This is a genomic window from bacterium CG_4_10_14_0_2_um_filter_33_32, assembly GCA_002792735.1.
GTDB lineage: Bacteria > Patescibacteriota > CPR2_A > CG2-30-33-46 > CG2-30-33-46 > CG2-30-33-46.
Window position 1 is genome coordinate 1 of sequence record PFOW01000049.1, and the last position, 15,831, is coordinate 15,831.

Sequence of the window (15,831 nt, forward strand, 5' to 3'; positions counted from 1 at the left end):
ACCACAAGGCTTTGATATGCATATTGGAAACTCCTTAGTTATTTGCAGGAGTCTCAAATGTTTCGTAACTTATTCATTTCGTTTATTCTGAATATTTCTCTGCTTCCTCGAGCTTAAGTGATAAAATTTTCGAGATCTTTGTTTCGTCCATTGTTACTCCATAAAGCACTTTAGCTCTTTTCATTGTCTCTCGGTTATGCGTAATAACGATAAATTGCATTTTGGAGGCTAATTCAGCCAAAAGATTTGCAAAAAGTATTGAGTTTGATTCATCTAGGGCAGCGTCTACTTCATCCAAAACGCAAAATGGAGTTGGGTTAACGCTAAAAATCGCAAAAAGCAAAGCAACTGAAGTTAAAGCTTTTTCTCCTCCCGATAAAGTATTTAAAGTATGCACTCTCTTCCCAGGAGGTACAGCCTGAATATCAATTACAATAGCTTCTTCGGCTTCACCTTCGGTTAAAATCAGTTTTGCGGTCCCGCCGCCGAAAAGTTTCTGAAAATAATAATTAAATTTTGAAGAAATCTTCTCAAATTTTTCCCTGAATTGATCATGAATTTTGCCTTCCAGCTCTAATACAACCTTCTTAGTCAAAGAAAGAGCGCCCCTTAAATCATCACTTTGAGATGTTAAAAAATCATATCTTTCTTTCACTTCTTTGTATTCATCGTTATCTTCAGCTCTAATTACACCACCGATGGTTTCTAGCTTTCTTCTTAATTCGGTCATTTTCGAAAAAAAGAAAGGTTTTTGATCAGACGATATCGATATGTATTCCAAGCCTTTATCCGTACCCAGATTCTCTATAACCTCAGATTTGACATCTTCCTCTTTCGTCCTCAACCTTGCTAGCTCTATTTCAACTCTTGTTAATTCTTCTTTATATTGAGCAATAATATCTTGCTTCCCTCTATAAGATTTTTCAACTTCAAAAAATTCGCCTTCTAATGACCTGTTTTTTTCTTTTAGACTATCTAGTTCTTTCTTTTGTTCTTCTTTTTGCTGTCTAAGCTGATTGATTTTCCCTTCGATCTGCTGACGCTCTTTTTCCTCTGGCTTTTTGTCTTCCAGCTCTTTGCTTTCATGCACTCTGTCTAACAAATCATTTTCTTTGTTTTTGTATATATTAAGAATTTCCAGGTTATTGTTTATCTTTTCGTTATTGGAGGATATTTCGAACCTTATTTTTTCAACATTTTTAGAAATTTCCAGTCTTTTTGCAAAAATATCAGTTGAGCCCGCTTTCTCCTGTTCCTCTAAAAAATTAATTAAATCTTGAATATCTGATTTTAACTTCTCTATATTATCAAAATTGTTACCTATTGTTTTTAATATTTTGTTTAAAGAATCTTTAGCTTTACTGATAATTTCTTTTGGCTCTAAAGATTTTTTCTCTCCCTTTTCGTCTAATCCGTTAAGCAATGATACAAATTTCTCTAGCTCTGACTCTAGTTTTATTTTTTCTTTCTTAATATTTTCAATTTCTGATTCTTTTTCTTCAATTTTTTTAATCGTTTCGTTCAATTCTTTTTTAAAATCAGCCAAATTATCTTTGTAGAATTTTTGTTTCTCTACAATCAAAGCGTTTTTCCTTACATATTCTAAAAGATAATCTTGCAATCCTTGAAGTTCTTTTTCTGTCTGTTCCAACTTCATCTCTATTTCATGCTCTTGATTTTGATCTGATCTTAAAGCTCTTTCTTCTAATTTTTTAGTAATGGTTGAAACTTCTTTTTCAATAGTCTCTGTTTCTTTTGTTATTTCATTATATTTCTTATCATATTCATCTATTTTTCCACTAAAATCTTTTAATTCAGACCCATAATATTTATTTTGCAGATCTCTTAATTCATCGGACAGAATCTTCCTTTGCTCTGCGTCCTTTTTTTGTTTCTCAAGATTATTAAGCCTTGGCTTAAGTTCTTTTAATATATCCGCGACACGTAAAAGATTTTCTCGTGATTCTTCAAACTTCTTTAAAGCCTGCTCCTTTTTAAAATAATAATGCTTAACTCCTGAAGCATCCCTGAATAATTCCAACCGCTCTTGAGCAGTTTGGGTAATTAACCTGTCAATAGCTCCCTGACCAATAACTGTATATGTTGAACGGCCGAATCCGGATTTAGACAAAATCTCAGTAATATCCAGTAACCTTACTTTGGAGTTGTTAAGAAAATATTCTCCTTCTCCTGATCTAAAGACTCTTCTGGTTATATCTACGTCAGTATATTCAATAGGAACTATTTTATCCTTATTATCCAATTCCAACGATACTTCAGCCATTCCTGCTTTTGCTTTTGATCCTGATCCAACAAAAATAACATCCTCGCTTTTTTTGCTGCGAAGATTTTTCATTGATTGTTCACCTAAAACCCATTTTATTGCATCTGATACGTTTGACTTACCAGAACCATTAGGACCAACAACCACTGTTATGCCTTTTCCAAATTCTAATACTGTTTTTCTTGCAAAAGACTTAAAGCCCTGCAAGGTCATCTTTCTCAAGTACATCAAAAATATTGTAACAATTTAATCAAAAACAAACAATAAAAAAAGAGACCGATGGTCTCTGTATAAATAAATTAATATGAGGCTTGTAAAGTTTGGTCTTTTAAATTTTTAAGTGTGTCAACTAAAGTTGAATATTGCGCTCTAGGCCCAAAAAGTCCGCCGCCGCCGGCTAAAACAGGATCACCAAAAGGATTTAATAAATCCCAAAACATTTGGTTATCATATTGACTTATAATCTCTTGACCTCTTTGGATCTGCATATCTAGAATATCTATGACCGGTTGAAAATTATTGTTTTGCTCTATTGCCTCTAAGGCATTTGTAACTTGACTTGCGTCTTTTGCTAATAATTTAAGCTCTTCCTCTAAGCGCTTCTTTTCGCTTCTTTTAAAGATGTGGATTGTGGAAGGATTACCTATAGCATCTAACATGGTATTTATAGTATTAGTTTGTCTTTCAATATTGTCCTTAAAGTTGTTCAAATGATCAACTATATTTTCTTTTAAAGAAGAATCGTTCATTTTTTTCACCCCCTGATGAATTAAATCTTCTGCAATAATTCCTTACAAATTTTTGCTCCGTCTTTGTCTTTCAATTTTTCATCTAAGCTTATACATTCTTTATATCCTTCTCTGGCTTTTATTTTATTGCCTTGAGCATGATAGATTTCAGATCTTCTAAAATTTATAAGACTGAGGTTACTTAAATATTCATTATTAGTAGGATCTTTTTCAATAAGTTCTTTTATGATCTTTTTTGCTTCATCTAATGCTGCAATTGCCTCGTTAAATAAATTCATCATTCGATAAAGTAAAGCAATCTCTGCGTATGTAATAGCTATATTAGATTTATTATTATCACTAACAATTCTAATAGGGTTTGTAAGATAAGCGCTTATATAGAGTTTACTATCGACTTTCCTGAGCGATATTATTGAGCCGCAAAGACTGCAAGAACCGCTTACTCCTTTAGCAAGATCTGCGTAAACGGGAATTTTTAATGTATCGGGACAGACTGGACAGGAAACAAAACACAAATATTTTCACTATGGTAATCAAGTAAATCATCACTTATCTCAATCTTTTTTGATGCTGTATGCATAACCATGCCTTTTTCTTGAGCCTTTATAGCTTTCTTAAACATTCTTACAACACTCTTGGCTAGATAAAAATCCTTAAAACTCTCGCCTTCTTTTTTAAGAACCTCACCATGTTTATAGTTATCAATCATCCAATAATTTGTTCTTATTTTAGCCTTGTTAAAATCAGCGAGGCCTGATTTTAGAATACAATACCTGAAAAAAGGGATCCACAACAATGGAATACCCGAAACAAAGAAAGCGGCTTTCCAATCCATGGTAGGGTTAAACCCGGTAATGAAATGCATTACGGAACCCGATGTGAAGGTGATTAAACCAATTACCATACCGTTAAAAGCTCCTTGGTTAATAGGTCTTTGTATGCCGATTTCTAAAATTCCGTATCTTGCAAATTCCGTAGCAATCATCATGTTTCCTATAAAAAGAAAGCTGAAAAAAATTATCTCCCCTAAATTCACGTCTGATCACCTCTTATTCTCTGATTTTTTCAATAAAACTCACCATATCACTAATAGGGAGTATAAACATTAGAGACATAAAAGTTGCTAATAATGTTAATACAATTCTCCCACTACTCATATAATAAATATTATTCCACTGAGTAATCCAAGCCACTATAGTAATTGGGATCCAAGCAAAAGCACCTATGGATTTTGCTAAATGCCCTCTAGGTAAATGCACTGGAATTGCAAAGCCTCCTATCAGCCCTATAATAGCTCCTGGAATAACTCCATATTGTAAATCTGAAGTAACGCAATCTAACCATATATCAGTAGGAACGAATAAACCATCAACTGGAATTGAGCCGCATTTAAGAAAATAACAGGGTAACCAATAAATCCAATATCCCAAGAAAGTACCTATAATTAAACCAGCTAAAACGCTTAAAGCTTTATTCTCTTTCAAGTTCAGCCACCTCCTAAATTTTCAAGGTACTTGAGAATATTTTACACTATATCTAAAATGTCGACTTGTCAATATTTGCAGGGATAAAAAAATCCCCCTGGGATTATTTGCGATAGTAAGAATTATGAAGAAGTGCTGTTAATAGATGGCTGTATTCGGGAAAAATTTTATTAAGACATTGGTATCTTTCTTTTAGTTCTCGTCGAGACTTGACTCCCTGAAAATCAAGATAGTCTGCTAATAGCAAGCATGCGCACAAATTTTTTATCTCTTTATCATCAATTTTAGTTAAATTTATTGCGGCATCATCCATGTAATCCTCTAGACCAAAGAATAGCTGTTCTTGAAATATTTTCATAACTTTTAAAATCTTTTCTTTATCAAAAAGATATATTCCGTCTATTATTTCGATTGTGTTTTCGTGTAGCTTTCTAAAACTCTGATATTGATTAATTTTATAATGTCTCGTTCCATTATTCTGTGATTCATTCAAAGATCCGATGTTATGCAGCATAGATGATTTGATTAAAATTCTGTTATTTACTAATCTATCACCTAAATAAAAAATGTCCTTCAATGAATAAGCCACTCTGAAACAATGCCAATATAATTGTTTGTTGCAATTATAAAGATCTACTGTAACATCTTCTAAATCAGGCGCGAGTATTCCATAATAAGCAAAAAAATATTCTAATTTACCTCTTACATAACTTTCACTTACGCTTTTTCTTCTAGTCTCGCTTAGTACATCTTCCGCAAGAACCAATATTATCACTTCCTAATTTTAATGTTCAACGATTATAAAAATATACCAGCTTAAGGGCTGGTATGTCAAAAGTTTATTATAAAACCTTGGATACAATATTGATTAATCTAATTCATTTTATATCTTAGGACTTGCGATTCCAAAATTTGGGTCCGCCGAGATAATTTTTACCGTTCATCTAAAAACCTTTGGATAATGCTTTTTCAGCTGCCTGTATTTCGGCGGCTTGTTTAGAAAATCCTACTCCCTTACCATACATTTTATCTCCAACAAAAACACCAATTGTAAATTTTTTTTCATGATCTGGTCCTTCTTCTTTGATCAGTTTATAAATTGGGGTGATGCCGGTTTTTTCTTGGGCAATTTCCTGAAACTTACTTTTTGGATCTATGTGAAGTTCTTCTTCTAGGATTTTTTTCAATCTGACAATTATATATTTCTCAATAAAATTTTTAGCAACATCCATACCCTGATCTAAATAAATGGCGCCGATGAAAGCCTCAAAATTATTAGCGAGAATAAGCTGTCTTGCTCTACCGTTCCCTTTCGCCTCACCTCTTGATAGATATAAATAATTATCAAACTCAAGATTGCTGGCAATCTCTGATAAAGTTTGGCCCCTAACCAAAGCACTTCTCCAGTTTGTTAAGTCGCCTTCTGGGTTTGGATAATTTAAGAAAAGATATTCTGTAACAACTAGTTCCAAAACCGCATCTCCTAAAAACTCTAATCTCTCATTATCAGATAAAGGAAATTTAGGATTTTCATTAAGATAAGATCTATGAACAAAAGCCTGTTCTAATAAATCCTTATTATTGAAATTAATGTTTACTATTTTTTCTAAAATTCTAAGATCTTTTTCCATAAATTTTTTCTAAATTATTACTAATGTGTAGTTGTGTAAGATGTAAGACCCATAATTCCCACGAATAAAAAGACACAGAGGGCTACAGCTAATATTACCATTCAAAACCAGAATCTAGATGCTTGTGGAAGATAAGTTTGTAGTCTTTATATACAAAATGATTAAGCGCGGGAATAACTAAAAAAAGTGAGATTAGATAAGAAAAAAGCGCAAAGGGCCCAACTAAGCCTACTATTAAATAAATGAGCAACAAAGAGATTCCAGTCCATAAAATAAAAAATATTAATGTCATCATTAAAGTAGCTAGAACCTTCTTAGCTTTCATCTTTCTTCTCTTCTTTCTCCTCTATCTTTTTTTCTGTTTTTGGTGATTCAATCTCAACATTTTCTTCTTCGTCTCCCTCCTGATAAAGATCGCTATTTCGGTAAATTGTTCCCAGAACGCCATTGACAAACTTTCCAGAATTTTCTCCACCAAAAGCCTTTGCTAGCTCTATAGCTTCATTAATAGCCACTTTTGGAGGTATCTCTTTTAGATATAAAAGCTCAAAAATCCCTAGCCTTAAAACAGTCCTATCAATAGCTGCAATTTGATTTATTGGCCATTCTGGAGCAGCCACCCTGATTATTTCGTCAATTTCCTTAGGATTATCCATAACCCCATTGATTAGAGTAAAAATAAAATCCCGGTCTTCTTTTTCTATCGTAGTGTAAGACTCGTTAATGTTTCTCTCTGTAATTTTTTTAATGTCACCACCGCTTCTGAAGTCCTTCTCATAAAAGCTTTGCATCGCTATTATTCTACAAAAGTGCCTTGAAATTGCCATATAGACCTCTTTTTACTCTTCTTCTTGTTCAGCTTTTAGACGTCTTTCTTTGCGCTTGGTTCTCTTTTCTAAATCAATAACCTCTTTGCCTTTGTAAGTGCCGCACACTTTACACATAGTATAAGGAATCTTTACAGAATTACACTTCTCGCATAAAATCGGGCTTTTTGTCTTAACGGTATGAGTGCCTCTTCTGATAGCTACTTTAGACTTTGATTTTTTCTGTTTTGGTACTGCCATTTCTTCTCTACTCCTTTTCTAAATATTTATAAATCAATTAATTATTTATCTTTATCTATCTTACAATAACATTCTTCTTTATTTAAGTTTTTTCCGCAATTTTGACAAATTCCCTTACATTTCTCATTACAGATATTGCGATTATCTTCCAATAAAATCTCTTCTATTATCACCTATTCTAAATCAATATCACCTTTTTCATTAATTATAAATCCTGCTTCTTTATCATACTCCTCTTCCTTGGAAAGTTTTCTAGTAAGGATTACAAATCCCTGATTAAACTCCTTATTTATATCTTTTTCAAAATCCTCTAAACATCTGCCACAAGCTACTTTTTCTTTACCTTTAATTTTAATATCTGCTATTACACCATCAGGGATTTTAAGGCTTATCTGATCTAATTTATCTACCTCATCTGTCAATTCTTCTCTATCAATACTATCATCAATTATCTTAGAAACATTTAGCTTGATCATAGTTTAAAAATTTAACATTTTAATACAAAACGGTCAATAACTAATCAATGCTTACTTAACAACAATATTAAGAAGCTTATCAGGAACAAAAACAGATTTAATAATTTCCTTACCTTCTGTATATTTTTTAATATTCAGATTATTATTTGCCAACTTTTCTGCTTGCTCTTTTGATGATCCGGACCTAACCTGAACTTTGCCTCTTAATTTACCATTTATCTGCACAACAATATCTATAATATCTTCTTTTATCAAATTTTTATCATAAAAAGACCACGCAGAGAGAGAAACACTGGAAGTATTTCCTAATTTTTCCCATATCTCTTCAGTTATGAATGGAACAAATGGTGAAAGTATAATAGTAAATTTTCCGATAGCATCTCTCCACAGTGAATAAGACTTATCAAAAGGTAATTTATTTTTAATTTCATAAATCTCATTTAGAAATTGCATTAAGGTACTTATCGCTGTATTGAATTTATAACTATCAATATCTTCACCAACTTTTTTAATAGTTTTATTAATGATTCTTGCCAGGGCGGTTTCTTCTATCTCATAAGATAAATAAATAACATCTTCGGGATTTTCTTTATTCTGACTATTGATTATTTCTAAAGCTAATGTCCAGTAACGATCCAAAAATCTCTTGACTCCTTTAATGCCTTGGGGATTCCATGGGCCGCCTTCATCAAAAGGACCCATAAATAATATATATATTCTAAATGCATCTGCTCCTTCTTTTTTGATCACTTCATCTGGTATTACAACATTACCTTTTGACTTACTCATTTTTTTATTGTCCGGTCCCAGTATCATACCCTGATGCCTTAGATGCAAAAATGGCTCATCAAAATTGATCATTCCGGCATCAAACAGTGCCTTTGTTATAAATCTTGCATATAAAAGATGCATTGTGACGTGTTCTGCGCCACCTGTATACATATCAACCGGCAACCATTTTTTGGTGATTTTAGAATTCATCATCTCCTTATCATTACCAGAGTTGGGATATCTTAAAAAATAAAAGCTTGAATCAACAAAAGTATCCATGGTATCAGTTTCTCTTGTGGCTTTACCTCCACACTTAGGACATGTTGTGTTAACAAAATCCGGATCAGAAGCCAGGGGGCCCTTACCTGTGCCCTTAGGTCTAAAATCTTTAACGTCCGGCAACAAAACAGGCAAATCTTCTTCTGACACTGGAACCATACCGCATTTTTCACAATAGATTATCGGTATAGGTGCTCCCCAGTATCTTTGTCTAGAAAAAGACCAATCTCTCAAACGATAATTTACAGTCCTTTTTGCCAAACTCTTTTTAGACAACCATTCAGTAATAGCTTTTCGGGCTTCTTTAGAATGCATGCCATTAAATTGATCAGAATCATATAAAATACCATCGCCTGTAAAACACTCTTCTAGATTTCTTATTTTTGAATCATCCTCAAGATCAACAGGTTTAATGGTTGTTTTTAAAAGAATATTAAACTTTTTAGCTAATTGGAAATCGCGCTCATCATGAGCATCAGCAAAAACAGCTCCTCCACCATAACTTGCTAAAACAAAATCTGATATCCAAATAGGTATTTCTTTATTGTTAGAAGGATTAACTGCATAGGCTCCCGTAAAAACCCCTGTCTTTGGACGCTCTTCTAATTGTCGATCAATATCTGAGAGTTTCTGAGTTTTGATTTGGTATTGTTTAACAGTCTTTAAGTTTTCATCATCTGTAATCTTCTCAATTAGCGGATGATCTGGCGCCATAATAAGAAAAGTACCGCCAAAAAGAGTATCTATCCTTGTAGTAAAAACCTCAATAGATAAATCTTCTTTTATTTTTTTGCTTTTGATTTTAAACTTTACGGTCGCGCCTTCAGATTCCCCTATCCAATTACGCTGTTTTATTTTTGAGGATTCCGGCCAATCAACTTTATCTAAATCTTTTATCAAACGTTTTGCATAGTCCGTTATCTTAAAAAACCATTGCTTCATTCTCTTTTGAACAACTTCTGTATCGCATCTTTCGCATAAACCATCTATAACTTGTTCGTTAGCTAAAACAGTTAAGCATTTTGGGCACCAATTAATCGGCGCTTCTTTTTGATAAGCTAAACCCTTTTCGTATAATTTTAGAAAAAGCCATTGCGTCCATTTATAATAGCCGGGGTCAGATGCAATTATTACTTTTGACCAATCAAACATACAGCCAAAACTTTTTAATTGCTCTTGAGCGTGTTTTATATTAGATTCTGTACTTTCCTTGGGATGAACACCTTTTTTCAAAGCAAAATTCTCGGCAGGCAAACCAAAAGAATCATAACCGATTGGTTCAAAAACATTAAATCCATTAAGCCTTTTAAAACGGGCGTAAACATCAGCGCCCGAATATGAATATCCATGACCTATATGAAGATATTCTCCGCTAGGATATGGAAACATCACTAAATTATATAATTTAGATTTATCAGAAAAAATATCCGTGTCATTTATTTTTGTCTTAGCCCAGATTTTTTTCCATTTTTTCTCAACTTTAGAGGGATCATACTTTTCCATAACTTTTATTTTATAGGAAAATCCGTTCTTAAACAACAAAACTTAATCCAATAAGATAACTTATACATTTAAATTCTATCCCACCCCTGGGGTGATCAATATTCAAATTATCAACAAGAAAAAAAGGAGCATTGCTCCTGTGTGTATTAAAATCTATTTTTTATGTATGTATCAAAGAAATTATTAAGATGGCCATCATGAATAACTCCTGCGACTGATACTCTAAAGTCGTCTTTGCCATTTTTAGGGGCCAATAAATTGTAGACGGTTTCTACGGCTTCTTCCAGAGATTCAAAGTCTAGAGATATTTGGATAGGATTTCCTTCAAAGGATGGCAAGGGGTTTTTATTTTCTCCAGCGTAAGTGGCAATTCCCCAGCCTATGCCAGACCGAAAAGAACGGTGTTGATAATCCCTAATAACAGACCTGTCAATTCCTCTTTTTATTATACCAATAACAATACCCCGATAGGGATCTATACAAACGCTTATCCTTGGTGTGTAGTTTGGTTCATCTGGCTCAAATTCGTAATTCTGCGTGCCTCTCATCAATCTTGCTACTATCCCAACGTAATCTGTACAATTAACTATACCTTTTGTTTGTTCTCCATTGCTTACAATTACATGCTCGTTGCTTAAAGCAATAGCAGGATATATTAACAAATCAGGATTGCCTGTCTTTATTATTTCCGGATCCGTTGGGTTTACAAAAATCGATTTCTTGTCATCGCTTAGCTCTAATCTCCTAGCCTGACTAGAAGGACTCCTTCCTGTGATACCGTAAATAGCTGTTATAAAACCATTATTACTCTTACCAACTATCAAAAATCTGCCCACATATTCTGCATTTCTAAGAAAATCAGTAAAATCATCTTGCATGCCAATCTCCCCTTTCAAATTATTAAGATACAATGCCTCATATTACAGTAATCTACTAGCATTTACAGGTTAATTATTATCTTTCTTGTCTATATTATGCTGATTATTATTTGTAACTGGTTTTTTCTTAACTGGGGGCACTTGCTGAGAACTATCCATTTTTTTCGCTTTACCTAACTTAACAATTCCACCAATCCCTGCATAAGCCATTGACCTCACGCTTGGCATCAAAATCACTCCTATTCAATAAAAGTAAAATCATTCTTATGTTTTATTCAGATAAATTCCATTGTTCTATTGTATTGTTCATTCTTTCATGCACGATCGTTAAAGCAGTTAATAGTAAATGAGCATTACAGATAGAAATAGCGAAAGAAGAATTGTTATTACTAATCTTTATATATTGATCATAGACGGAAAAAGATAGATCTTTTTTTCTAAGTTTTAAACTCTCACAAAAAATCGCCCCGTCTGATTTTAATTTTTTATTTCGGTAAAAACGCATTTTATCATCTAATATATATTTCAGTACATTAATAACCCGATAAATTTCAAATGATAAATATTTTTCCTCAAAATATATATCATTTACATATCCTACTGTAATCTTTACAATACGATCACCAATAACATTAACAAAAACCTGCTCTGGTTCTTCTATTTCAAAACAATCACAGGAAAAACATAATAAACCGCTTCGAATGGACAAAAATATCACTCCATTTCAAGAAACGCGCAATCGTTTTATTATAACATATTACCTAATTCTTCTCTAACAACTTTCCTATCGTCCCAAGGATAACTTTTGCCGCCTATATAGATCGACTGTTCAGCGCCTTTACCTGTTATGATTACTATGTCGTTTTTAGATGCCAACGAGAGAGCTTTTTTTATTCCTTCTCTCCGATCTTCTACAACAAATAAATTCTCGTCTCTTTTTTTGTCATGATTTTCGCTTGCTCTTGCAATATCTTCTAAAATTTCCTTTGGATCGTCTTCGTAAGGATCAACGTTACTGACAACAACGTAATCTGCTTTTTTGGCAGCAATCTCTCCCATGAGAGGTCTTTTTGATTTATCTCTTCCTCCACCCTCTGCACCCAACAAAACAATAATTTTGTTTGATGTTTCCTTAACAATTTCTTTGGCTGTATCAAGAACAGCATTCATACTTTGTTTTTCATGAGCATAATCCACTATTACGGTAAAATTCTGACCTTCTTCTATTTTTTCCATTCTACCAGGTATAAGATTTAAATTCTTTAATCCTTCTTGAATTAATTCATCTCTAAACCCTGCTTCTTTAGCTACTATAACAGCCGGCAAAGCATTATAAACATTAAAAGTACCTAGAATACTTAAACTAAAAACAGTAGAATCTATTTTAAAATCTACGCCTGTATAATTATTAGCAATTTCTTTTGCAACAAAATCAGCTGGATTATTTATTGCATAAGTAATTTTTTTATCAGCTTTAAAACTTAGAAAATAATCACTATGCTCGCTATCTTTATTAACAATTATTGTTTTATTAATCTTTCTGCCATCAATAATCTTGTGTTGATTTTGGCTCAAGCTTTCAAATAGCTTGCCTTTTGCTTTTTTATAATTTTCAAAACTCCCGCCATGAGAAGGCAAATGCTCTGGAGTTAAATTAGTAAAAATAACGGTATCAAATATAATTCCTTTATGTCTCCACTGCTTAATACCTTCGGAGGTTACCTCCATAACGCAATATTTACATCCATCTTTAACCATTTGTGACATAAGATTTTGCAATTTGAATCTTCCGGGCATGGTCATGTGATATTCATTCATGGATTCTTTATCACCTATTCTTATATTGGCTGTACCAATAAGGCCCGTCTTCAAACCAGAGTTGTTAAGCGCTGACCAAATAAAATTAGCTGTAGAGGTTTTACCTTTAGTTCCGGTTATACCTATCACAACCATATCTTTAGACGGATTACCGTAAATAAGACTAGCCAATGAAGCTAGTGTGTAATGATAGACAGAAATAATATTTTCCGGAACATATTTTCTAATTGTTGATTTTAAAGTCATTTATATTTAATCCTTTTTCTAAGATTATACAAAGTGTATAAAAATGGATCGAAAGTTTGGTCATAAAAATCGCCAAATTCTAATAATTGGCCTCCGAATTTCTGTTTAAAAGAAGATATTCCGTCCCAATTGTCATGTTTTACTTTTTCTCCCACATCTATTGCCCCGAAATTATACCATTTACAATTTCTTTTCTTCGCCTCTTGCATTGCTCTCCAATGAACAAGGTATGGCGCCATTAAATTTTTATTGGAGCGCGATGAACCGCCAAACGGATAAAATGCTGTATCGCCATAAAAAATAACCAAATGTGTTGCTAAGATTTCATCATTATATTTCGCTACAAAAAGTACGATATCTTTATTCTGAAATCCCTTTTTAAAAATGCTCTCGTAATAAGCCTTTGGATGTAATGCAAATTTACCTCTTTCACCCGTCTCTTTTAACAAAGCATAAAAACTCTCAAAATAATTCATTAAATCTTCACCACTAACCATTTTAACATTAACATTTTTCTTCTCTGCTAAACGGATATTATATCTGGTTTTTTGATGCATACCTGCCAAAATTTCTTCTTCTGATTTTTCAATATTTAAAGCCCAGTCAAATTTCGATTGAAAAAATGCTGATCGATAGCTATAATATGGAGCTTTTTTAAAAAACTTCTCAATAATCTTTTGATTATCTGATGGATAAAAGTCAAAACGTAAAAAAACCGCTTGCTCCTGATCCGCTACTTCTGCCATTTTACTCTTAAAGAATTTTAATAAATCTTCTGTTGATACATCACTTGTAACAGGACCATGAGGTACGTATAAATAGCTTTTACCGAAAGGTATTGGATATTTTATTACTTGAAAAAAAGAAAGCGCTTTTGAATCTTTCAGAACTTTAAATCTTCTTACCTTGCGTCCCATATCTTTTTGGCATTCACCATAAAAATAAGATTGGGTAAAATAACAATCTGAGCGAATTAATAAGGGTTGATATTCTTCTTCTTTATCTATTTCAATAAATTTAAAATTATCTGGCATATTTGTATTATACAGATTTAATCGCTCAAGAAAAACTTGGATAAAAAAAGAGCGCAAAATTGCGTTCAAAAAAGGTTGTCTTGTTATTTATTGTAAATCAACTTTCGTTTCTCGACGAACAGTGCCCTTAGGAACATGGAATATATACTTTTGCTTAGCTGTATCTAACCAGCCACTTTGACCAAAATAAGCACCGATATCGATGATCCATTTACTACCCTTGTATTTGTTTATATTCTTTTCTTGTTTATAAAATCCTTCTAAATAAGGACTGTGTTTATCTGTAATATCTTCAAAAAAAGTTACATTCGAGTCCTCTTCTATTATATGTTTCGGCATTATGTCTTCTTTTATGTTTATAGCGTATGAATAAACAAATTTCGGCTCTTCGGTAGAAATACTGCCTATGCCTAAATAGAATTGCCCATTAATACCTCTTGTAGAAGAATCCTGCAAACCTACTATATTTGTTTTATAATCTTTAACCCATCTCTCTTTATCTGGCCCGTCGGCTGCATTTGATATTGCCAATAAGATTAAGCCTACAATAACACAAACTATAAGAGTAAAAAATATAGCGGAACCCGCTCGATTGTTTTCATTTTTAAACCCTCTCCATGCTAATACCGCAGCACCAGTAACAACTAAAATTGCTATGATAATGCTATACAATCCTATCGCCTCCTCCAAACATATCATCCATTTGAAATTTGTCTATCGATCATTTTTAACAGTTACTGAAATGATTTCATCTACATCTCCCAACTCTAAATACCTAATATTGTTCTTTTTACCTATTCTCAAACCTTCATCAGGCACACCTTTAAAAACTTTTACACTTCCATCTTGAAACTCTATTAGGGTCTTTGAATTAACGCTAAATCCAGTATCGTTATAATACTTAATCTCCTTAATTATACCTATCTTGTGTTTCTCTGGTCCAGCCTCAACTTTATCGTTACTGTACAAAAAAGTAGAACCTAATAAAGTAGAACCTAATATTAATGAAGATGAAACAATAGCTACAAGCTTCTTCATATTCTCGCCTCCTTTTCAAAGAACAAATTTTGCCCTGAAAAAATCAGGATATTTCAGCTTATTATAAAAAACTATGGTTGTCAACAATTCGTTTGAAACATCACAAAATAACGCCTAGGAAAAGTAGAAAAGAAAAGCACCCCGATGAATATCGGGAGAGAATCTGCTCAGTTGAGTAAGGAGAGTGATAACATCTCCGAACGAAACCGACACCGACTTTTAGTCGGGGGAGTTCAGGTTCGAAAGCTTTGAGTGAACTACTTTTCAATTATTTTGTGTAGTTTCTAGCTTTTGTGCACTTTTGGCAATGAAAAAGTGCAATTAAACTTTGATTACTTTCCAAAAAGAATTATGTTGTGCTATTTCACTTTTTAGATGCTTCTAAGGAAATATTTATAGTTCCTTCGTTGCCATCTAATATTAAATATTGGCCGTCTTTAATGATTTCTGTAGCGTTCGGAACATTAACAATTGCCGGCAAGCCATATTCTCTGGCAACTATACAAGCATGGGATAGCAATCCCCCTCTATTTGTAATTACCCCTTTTACGGTTGCAAAAATAGGGGTCCAGC

The 15,831-nt window shown here is 32.9% G+C and carries 19 protein-coding genes; all 19 read right to left on the bottom strand.

Going from position 1 to position 15,831, the window contains the following annotated elements; all coding sequences use genetic code 11:
• Positions 1-82: 82 nt before the first annotated feature.
• On the bottom strand, positions 83-2,512 hold the full coding sequence (locus COX95_02990; protein PIZ85743.1) for a hypothetical protein: 2,430 nt from the start codon (positions 2,510-2,512) through the stop codon (positions 83-85).
• Positions 2,513-2,583: 71 nt separating this feature from the next.
• The gene (locus COX95_02995) at positions 2,584-3,033 is read right to left on the bottom strand and encodes a hypothetical protein (GenBank protein ID PIZ85744.1); all 450 of its coding nucleotides are present in this window, start codon (positions 3,031-3,033) and stop codon (positions 2,584-2,586) included.
• Positions 3,034-3,053: 20 nt separating this feature from the next.
• Positions 3,054-3,548 carry a hypothetical protein gene (locus COX95_03000; protein ID PIZ85745.1) on the bottom strand — a complete coding sequence of 165 codons (495 nt, stop codon included), beginning with the start codon at positions 3,546-3,548 and terminating at the stop codon, positions 3,054-3,056.
• Positions 3,509-4,069 carry a hypothetical protein gene (locus COX95_03005; protein PIZ85746.1) on the bottom strand — a complete coding sequence of 187 codons (561 nt, stop codon included), beginning with the start codon at positions 4,067-4,069 and terminating at the stop codon, positions 3,509-3,511. Before COX95_03005 ends, COX95_03000 begins: the two co-directional genes overlap by 40 nt.
• Before the next feature lie 13 nt (positions 4,070-4,082).
• Entirely contained in the window at positions 4,083-4,517 is a 435-nt protein-coding gene (locus COX95_03010; GenBank protein PIZ85747.1) for a hypothetical protein, read from the bottom strand.
• A gap of 103 nt (positions 4,518-4,620) precedes the next feature.
• Positions 4,621-5,283, bottom strand: coding sequence for a hypothetical protein (locus tag COX95_03015; GenBank protein PIZ85748.1), 663 nt, complete (start codon positions 5,281-5,283; stop codon positions 4,621-4,623).
• A 178-nt stretch (positions 5,284-5,461) separates the two neighbouring features.
• On the bottom strand, positions 5,462-6,148 hold the full coding sequence (gene rnc, locus COX95_03020; protein ID PIZ85749.1) for a ribonuclease III: 687 nt from the start codon (positions 6,146-6,148) through the stop codon (positions 5,462-5,464).
• 94 nt (positions 6,149-6,242) lie between these two features.
• Complete coding sequence (locus COX95_03025; GenBank protein PIZ85750.1) at positions 6,243-6,473, bottom strand: hypothetical protein; 231 nt, start codon at positions 6,471-6,473, stop codon at positions 6,243-6,245.
• On the bottom strand, positions 6,463-6,975 hold the full coding sequence (nusB, locus tag COX95_03030) for a transcription antitermination factor NusB (GenBank protein PIZ85751.1): 513 nt from the start codon (positions 6,973-6,975) through the stop codon (positions 6,463-6,465). The genes COX95_03025 and nusB overlap by 11 nt, the downstream gene beginning before the upstream one ends.
• A gap of 12 nt (positions 6,976-6,987) precedes the next feature.
• A complete protein-coding gene (locus COX95_03035; protein PIZ85752.1) occupies positions 6,988-7,215 on the bottom strand; it encodes a 50S ribosomal protein L32 in 228 nt (75 codons plus the stop codon).
• A gap of 173 nt (positions 7,216-7,388) precedes the next feature.
• A complete protein-coding gene (locus COX95_03040) occupies positions 7,389-7,691 on the bottom strand; it encodes a hypothetical protein (protein PIZ85753.1) in 303 nt (100 codons plus the stop codon).
• Positions 7,692-7,742: 51 nt separating this feature from the next.
• On the bottom strand, positions 7,743-10,244 hold the full coding sequence (locus COX95_03045; GenBank protein ID PIZ85761.1) for a leucine--tRNA ligase: 2,502 nt from the start codon (positions 10,242-10,244) through the stop codon (positions 7,743-7,745).
• A 146-nt stretch (positions 10,245-10,390) separates the two neighbouring features.
• Positions 10,391-11,122 carry a hypothetical protein gene (locus COX95_03050; protein PIZ85754.1) on the bottom strand — a complete coding sequence of 244 codons (732 nt, stop codon included), beginning with the start codon at positions 11,120-11,122 and terminating at the stop codon, positions 10,391-10,393.
• Between the two features lie 271 nt (positions 11,123-11,393).
• A complete protein-coding gene (locus tag COX95_03055; protein PIZ85755.1) occupies positions 11,394-11,831 on the bottom strand; it encodes a hypothetical protein in 438 nt (145 codons plus the stop codon).
• 38 nt (positions 11,832-11,869) lie between these two features.
• Entirely contained in the window at positions 11,870-13,186 is a 1,317-nt protein-coding gene (locus COX95_03060; GenBank protein ID PIZ85756.1) for a UDP-N-acetylmuramoyl-L-alanyl-D-glutamate--2,6-diaminopimelate ligase, read from the bottom strand.
• The gene (locus tag COX95_03065; GenBank protein PIZ85757.1) at positions 13,183-14,220 is read right to left on the bottom strand and encodes a hypothetical protein; all 1,038 of its coding nucleotides are present in this window, start codon (positions 14,218-14,220) and stop codon (positions 13,183-13,185) included. The genes COX95_03060 and COX95_03065 overlap by 4 nt, the downstream gene beginning before the upstream one ends.
• Positions 14,221-14,307: 87 nt before the next feature.
• Positions 14,308-14,892: a hypothetical protein gene (locus COX95_03070; protein PIZ85758.1), complete on the bottom strand. Its 585-nt coding sequence runs from the start codon at positions 14,890-14,892 to the stop codon at positions 14,308-14,310.
• A 42-nt stretch (positions 14,893-14,934) separates the two neighbouring features.
• Positions 14,935-15,258, bottom strand: coding sequence for a hypothetical protein (locus tag COX95_03075; protein PIZ85759.1), 324 nt, complete (start codon positions 15,256-15,258; stop codon positions 14,935-14,937).
• 364 nt (positions 15,259-15,622) lie between these two features.
• A partial coding sequence (locus tag COX95_03080) for a hypothetical protein (protein PIZ85760.1) occupies positions 15,623-15,831 on the bottom strand: 209 nt, incomplete at its 5' end.